Source organism: Sphingobium sp. TomTYG65 (assembly GCF_055395525.1).
Genome location: NZ_AP027331.1, coordinates 1272208 through 1278485, shown reverse-complemented (window position 1 = coordinate 1278485; position 6278 = coordinate 1272208). Strand labels below are relative to the sequence as shown.

Below are 6278 nucleotides of genomic sequence, written 5' to 3'. Positions count from 1 at the left end.
CCCAGTCCCTCCGTCAGGCGTCGACCTGCACCTCTGCGATCAGGCCCAGCACCTGCTGCGCATGTTCCTTCCGGCAGATCAGCAGGTCGGGCAGATAGACGTCCTGCTGATTATAGATGAGCGGGCTGCCGTCGATGCGCGAGCAGTGCAGGCCGTGCGCCTGCGCCACCGCGACCGGGGCCATGCTGTCCCATTCATATTGACCGCCGGAATGGAGGTAGATGTCCGCCTGACCCAGGATCACGGCCATCGCCTTCGCCCCTGCCGAACCCATCGGCACCAGCTCCGCGTCGAGCCGTTCGGCGACTGCCACCGCTTCCTTCGCGGGGCGGGTGCGCGACACGACCATGCGCAGCTTTTCGGGCGTGGGCGGCAGCGGGCGCGGCTGATCGGACCGCAACACGGTGCCGCCTCCGGCGCCGGTGAGGTCGAGGCCCGGCAGCGCGACCGCGCCCAGCACGGCCTCGCCATCGACAGCCATGCCGACATGAACCGCCCAGTCGGACCGCTCTTCGCCATATTCGCGGGTGCCATCGACCGGATCGACGATCCAGACGCGGCTCTTGGCGAGCCGTTCGGGATTGTCCTTCTCCTCCTCCGACAGGAGGCCGTCTTCGGGACGGACCTCCCGCAGAGCGTGGACGAGGAACTGGTTGGCGGTCTGATCGCCCGCCTTGCCCAGCGCCTTGGGGCTGAACAGCCCCGAAGCCCGCACGTTGATCAGAATCCGGCCCGCGACCTCGGCGAGGTGCGCGGCAAGATCGCCATCGCTCATCGCCTCGCTCATGGGATCAGCCTCGCGATGATGAGGTCGGCCGCCTCGTCCGCCGTCAGCGACGTGGTGTCGATGCGGATTTCCGGATCCTCCGGCGGCTCATAGGGGCTGTCGATGCCGGTGAAGTTCTTGAGTTCACCCGACCGCGCCTTCTTGTAGAGACCCTTGACGTCGCGCGCCTCTGCTTCGGCGAGTGGCGTGTCGATATGCACTTCGACAAACTCGCCCGGCTGCATCATCTGCCGCACCATTTCGCGCTCCGAACGGAAGGGCGAGATGAAGGCGGTGATGACGATCAGACCTGCATCGGTCATCAGCTTCGCAACTTCGCCCACGCGGCGGATATTTTCCACACGGTCGGCATCGGTGAAGCCCAGGTCCTTGTTGAGGCCATGGCGGACATTGTCCCCGTCGAGCAGGAAGGTGTGGCGGTTCATCCGCGCCAGCTTCTTTTCGACAAGGTTGGCGATGGTCGACTTGCCCGCGCCCGACAGACCGGTGAACCACAGCACGGCAGGCTTCTGGTTCTTGAGGCCCGCATGGAATTCGCGGGTGACGTCGGTCGCCTGCCAGTGGACATTCTGCGCCCGCCGCAGCGAGAAGTGCAGCATGCCCGCAGCCACGGTGGCGTTGGTGATCTTGTCGATCAGGATGAAGCCGCCAAGCGTCCGGTTCTGCTCATAAGGCTCGAACACGATCTGCTTGTCGGTCGACAGGTTCGCGACACCGATGGCGTTCAGGTCCAGCGTCTTGGCCGCCAGATGCTCCATCGTGTTGACGTTCACCTGATATTTGGGTTGCTGCACCGTCGCGGTGACGGTCTGCGTCCCCACCTTCAGCCAATAGGGACGGCCCGGCAGCATTTCCTCGTCCGCCATCCAGACGATGGTCGCTTCGAACTGGTCGGCGGCCTGCGGCGGATTGTCGGCGAGTGCGATGACGTCGCCGCGCGAGCAGTCGATCTCATCGGCGAAGCAGATGGTCACGGACTGGCCCGCCACTGCTTCCTCAAGATCGCCATCCAGCGTGACGATGCGGGTGACGGTGCTGGTCTTCCCCGAAGGCAGCACGCGCACGGCGTCGCCCGGCTTCACCGTGCCGGTCGCGATCAGGCCGGAAAAGCCGCGGAAGTCGAGGTTCGGGCGGTTAACCCATTGCACCGGCATGCGGAAAGGCTTTTCCGCGTCGGTCGCGCTGTTGACCTCGACAGTCTCCAGATGCGTGATCAGCGACGGACCTTTGTACCAGGGCGTGTTTTCCGAGGGGCCAGTGATATTGTCGCCCTTGAAGCCCGAAATCGGCATGGGCACGAAATGCTGGATGCCGATGGAGCGCGCGAATTCGGTATAGTCCTTGACGATGCCGTCGAAGACCGCCTGGTCGTAATCGACCAGATCCATCTTGTTCACCGCCAGCACGATATTCCTGATGCCGATCAGGTGCGCCAGATAGCTGTGACGCTTGGTCTGCGTCAGCACGCCCTTGCGCGCGTCGATCAGGATGACGGCGAGGTCCGCGGTCGAAGCGCCCGTCACCATGTTGCGCGTATATTGTTCGTGGCCGGGGGTGTCAGCGACGATGAACTTGCGCTTTTCGGTGGCGAAGAAGCGATAGGCGACGTCGATCGTGATGCCCTGTTCCCGCTCGGCGGCGAGGCCGTCGACCAGAAGGGCGAAGTCGATCTCCTGCCCCTGCGTGCCCACGCGCTTGCTGTCCGCCTCCAGCGCTGCCAGCTGATCCTCGAAGATCATCTTGCTGTCATAAAGCAGGCGGCCGATCAGCGTGGACTTGCCATCGTCCACCGACCCGCAGGTGATGAAACGCAGCATCGTCTTGTGCTCATGCACCTTCAGATATTCGTCGATATCCTCGGCAATGAGGGCATCGGTCTTGTAAATGGGTTCGTCGAGAGTGTCGGTCATTTCATCTGTCCCGTCATCCCAGCCAAAGCGGGGATCTCGTTGATCTGGGGAAAGGTTCTGCCTTGGCGCCTGAGATCCCAGCCTCCGCTGGGATTACGGCTCTCCTCAGAAGTAGCCTTCCTGCTTCTTCTTCTCCATGCCCGCGCCGCCCGCGTCCTTGTCGATGGCGCGGCCCTGACGTTCGGATGTGGTGGTCAGCAGCGTTTCCTGAATGACTTCCGGCAGCGTCTGCGCGTTACTCTCCACCGCGCCGGTCAGCGGATAGCAGCCGAGCGTCCGGAAGCGGATCGAGCGCATCACCGGCTCTTCGCCCGGCTTCAGCGGGAAGCGCTCGTCATCCACCATCAGCAGCATGCCGTCGCGCTCGACCGTGGGCCGTTCCTGCGCGAAGTAAAGCGGCACGATCGGCACATTGTTGAGGTGGATATATTGCCAGATATCCAGCTCGGTCCAGTTGCTGATCGGGAAGACGCGGATGCTCTCACCCTTGTTCTTCTTGGCGTTGTAGAGGTTCCACAGTTCGGGACGCTGGTTCTTCGGGTCCCAGCCGTGCGAAGCAGTGCGGAAGGAGAAGATGCGCTCCTTCGCGCGGCTCTTTTCCTCGTCGCGGCGCGCGCCGCCGAAAGCGGCGTCGAAGCCATAGAGGTCGAGCGCCTGCTTCAGACCTTCGGTCTTCCACATGTCGGTGTGCAGCGGGCCATGGTCGAACGGATTGATCCCCCGCTCTTTCGCCTCAGGATTTTGATAGACCAGCAGTTCCATGCCGCTCTCGCGCGCCATGCGGTCGCGCAGGTCGTACATCGCCTTGAACTTCCAGGTCGTATCGACGTGGAGCAAGGGGAATGGCGGCGGCGAAGGATAAAATGCCTTGCGGGCGAGGTGCAGCATCACGGCGCTGTCCTTGCCCACGGAATATAGCATGACCGGCTTTTCAGCCTCAGCCACAACCTCTCTCAAAATATGAATGCTCTCCGCTTCCAGGCGCGCCAGGTGGGTGAGCGTGTTATTGTCTGTCATCGTCTTTTCCAGCCTTTCGACCTTTCGAATGACAGAAGGCGCGAATCATCAAACCTCCCATATGGGAGAGAAGGTGAAAGTGATTTTTGGGGCCCTGAAGCCTCTTCTTTTCAAACGGCGGGGCGACAACTGTCCGTCACGCAGACAGCGCCGGAGTGTCGCCTTCGCCGATGCCGAGTTCGGCTTCGTAGCCGGCGATGATTCTTTCCAAAGTAGGATTGAAATCGCCGACGCGGTCCGGAAACGGAATGCGCGACCCGCCCGCCGCAATCGACATTTCATCCAGCGCTTCGCGCCGGATCATGCTGACCGCAGCACCGATCACCACCTGGTTAACCTCAACATAGGCGTTGCTGGCCGCCGAAGAAGGCATTCCTCGATCTTCCAGCATTGCAAGGACGCGGATCGAATATTCGAAATTGGGCTTCACATCCTTGGCCATTAAATTGGTGATGAGATGGGGCAGCGAACGGAACAGCCGATATGTCAGCGTCGCATGTTCCCGCAGGATGTCTTGCCAGCTCTGCCCTTCATCCTTGATAAGCGCCTGCCCCACCAGACGCTGGGCGACGAGCTCGAGCAGATGGTCGCGCCCCCGTACGTAGCCATAGAGCGTTGCCACGCCTGTGTTCAGCCTTTCGGCGACCAGGCTCATTTCCAGTTTCGCGATGCCGACTTCACAGGCTGCATCGACGATTGCGTCCAGAGTCAGCCTCCGGGGACGCCCGACCGTCCGTTTTGCCTGCCTTGGCATGCCACTCTCCAACATTGAACCAGGCGAACTCTAGCGTCCCCGCCGACATTCACAACGAAAGCTGCACACCGGACCCCTATCATCATGATCTATCGATAGAAAATATCGATCGCCTCGTCGCGGCGGTCAGGCGTGTCGGCGCGCCATCGCACTGAACCCGTCGGCCTTTCCAGCCGCCGCCGAACCCGGCCCTCATTGCTGCCCATGTGGAATATGTTGACGGCGTCCTCCATCTGCCGGTCCGCGATCGTCATGCGGTCCCGCTGGCGCAGATAATCTCCCCATGTCGGGCAGTGATAATGTTCGGTCCAAAGCTCCGGATCGGCGATATCACGCGCCACCGACCAGCCGAATGCGCCGCTGCGCAGGCGCGCGCTGCGCACCTTCTGGATGGCGGCGTAGAAGTCCCGCGCCTGATCCCGATCGACGCGATAATCAATTTCTATGATGATCGGGCCGCTTCGCGGGGTGAGAGCCAGTCCGACCTGAGGCTGATGGCTGAGGACACTTTCTTCCAGTCCATCGGGCAGCGATCGGGCCAAGGGGATGACGAAGCCCAACAAGGCGCTGAGCGCCATTGCCGCACCCGACAGGATCATCGCTTCGCCCGTCCCCAATGCTCCGGCGACCGCCCCCCAGCCCCATGCGCCGATCGCAAGGCCGCCGGTCAACGCCGATCCATAGCAGGCGAGCGCCCGCGCCGTGACCCAGCGGGGGGCGGACATCTGTACGGCGACGTTGAACTGCGCGACCAGGATCATCCAGGCCGCACCGGCCACCATCAATGCGGCACAGGTCAGGACAACATGCGCACTGATACCCGCAAGGACAATCATGGCGCCCAGCAGGACTGCCAGCAGGCGCGCCGCCTGTTCCGGCCGGAGCCTTTGCCGGACGAGGTCCAGCCCCATCGCGCCCATCACTGCGCCCACACCATAGGCGCCCAGCAACAGGCCATAGGTGCCCGCCGTGCCCTGCAACAGATCCTTCGCGATCAGCGGCGTCAATGCGGACACGGAAGCGCCCGCCAGTCCCACGACGTGGGTGCGGATCAGAACGACGCGGATCGGAGGCGAGTGCAGGGCATAGCGGACACCCGATACGATCGCGCGGTCGATCCGCTCGGGGGGCAGGCGGGAGGGCTTGTGGGCGCGATCCCATCGCAGGAAGGCCAGGACCAAGGGCAAATAGAAGAGCGCGTTGGCCGCAAAGGCCGCCATCGCCCCAAAGGCGGCGACAATGATGCCTCCTATAGCCGGGCCAAAGCTGCGCGCCACATTATAGCTGATCGATCCGAGCGCTATGGCGGCAGGCAGATGTTCCTCGCTGACCTGTTCGCCGATGGACGCCTGCCAAGCGGGGGCGAACAAAGCGACGCCTGCGCCGATCAGGAAGCAGAATAGGAGCAATATCCAGGGCGAGATCAATCCCGCCCAGGCGAGCAGCGTGAGGCAGATCGCCATGGCGCAGGCGAAGGCGAGGCCCGTCAGCGCCACCTTGCGCCGATCGAACATGTCGGCGATCGCCCCGGCCGGAAGGGCAACGAGCATCAGCGGCAGCATGATGGCCGTCTGCACCAGCGCCACCATCTGGGGCGAGGATGTCAGCCGCGTCATCAGCCAGGCTGCGCCCACGCCCTGGATCAACTGGCCGAAGTTGGAAAAGAGGCTGGCGATCCAGATCGTGCGATAGGTCCGCTGGCGCAGCGGCTCCAACAGCGTGAAGCGGCTGCCGGCCCTCGCGGTTTCCGGCATGCCCTGCGCCTTTTCGTTCATCACCCTTCCCCCTTTTCGATCTTCAATGCCGCAAC

The 6278-nt window shown here is 62.9% G+C and carries 5 protein-coding genes; all 5 read right to left on the bottom strand.

Annotated elements, in window-relative coordinates; genetic code table 11:
- Positions 1 to 13: 13 nt before the first annotated feature.
- Complete coding sequence (locus ACZ5Y5_RS19600) at positions 14 to 787, bottom strand: 3'(2'),5'-bisphosphate nucleotidase CysQ (RefSeq protein WP_464811090.1); 774 nt, start codon at positions 785 to 787, stop codon at positions 14 to 16.
- Positions 784 to 2697 (bottom strand): sulfate adenylyltransferase subunit CysN, encoded by a 1914-nt coding sequence (gene cysN, locus ACZ5Y5_RS19595; protein WP_201516032.1) that lies wholly within the window; start codon positions 2695 to 2697, stop codon positions 784 to 786. The genes ACZ5Y5_RS19600 and cysN overlap by 4 nt, the downstream gene beginning before the upstream one ends.
- 105 nt (positions 2698 to 2802) lie before the next feature.
- Positions 2803 to 3714, bottom strand: coding sequence for a sulfate adenylyltransferase subunit CysD (gene cysD / locus ACZ5Y5_RS19590; protein WP_097093575.1), 912 nt, complete (start codon positions 3712 to 3714; stop codon positions 2803 to 2805).
- A 136-nt stretch (positions 3715 to 3850) separates the two neighbouring features.
- Positions 3851 to 4468: a TetR family transcriptional regulator gene (locus ACZ5Y5_RS19585; protein ID WP_464811089.1), complete on the bottom strand. Its 618-nt coding sequence runs from the start codon at positions 4466 to 4468 to the stop codon at positions 3851 to 3853.
- Positions 4469 to 4557: 89 nt separating this feature from the next.
- The gene (locus tag ACZ5Y5_RS19580) at positions 4558 to 6243 is read right to left on the bottom strand and encodes an MFS transporter (protein WP_464811088.1); all 1686 of its coding nucleotides are present in this window, start codon (positions 6241 to 6243) and stop codon (positions 4558 to 4560) included.
- Between the last annotated feature and the right edge of the window lie 35 nt (positions 6244 to 6278).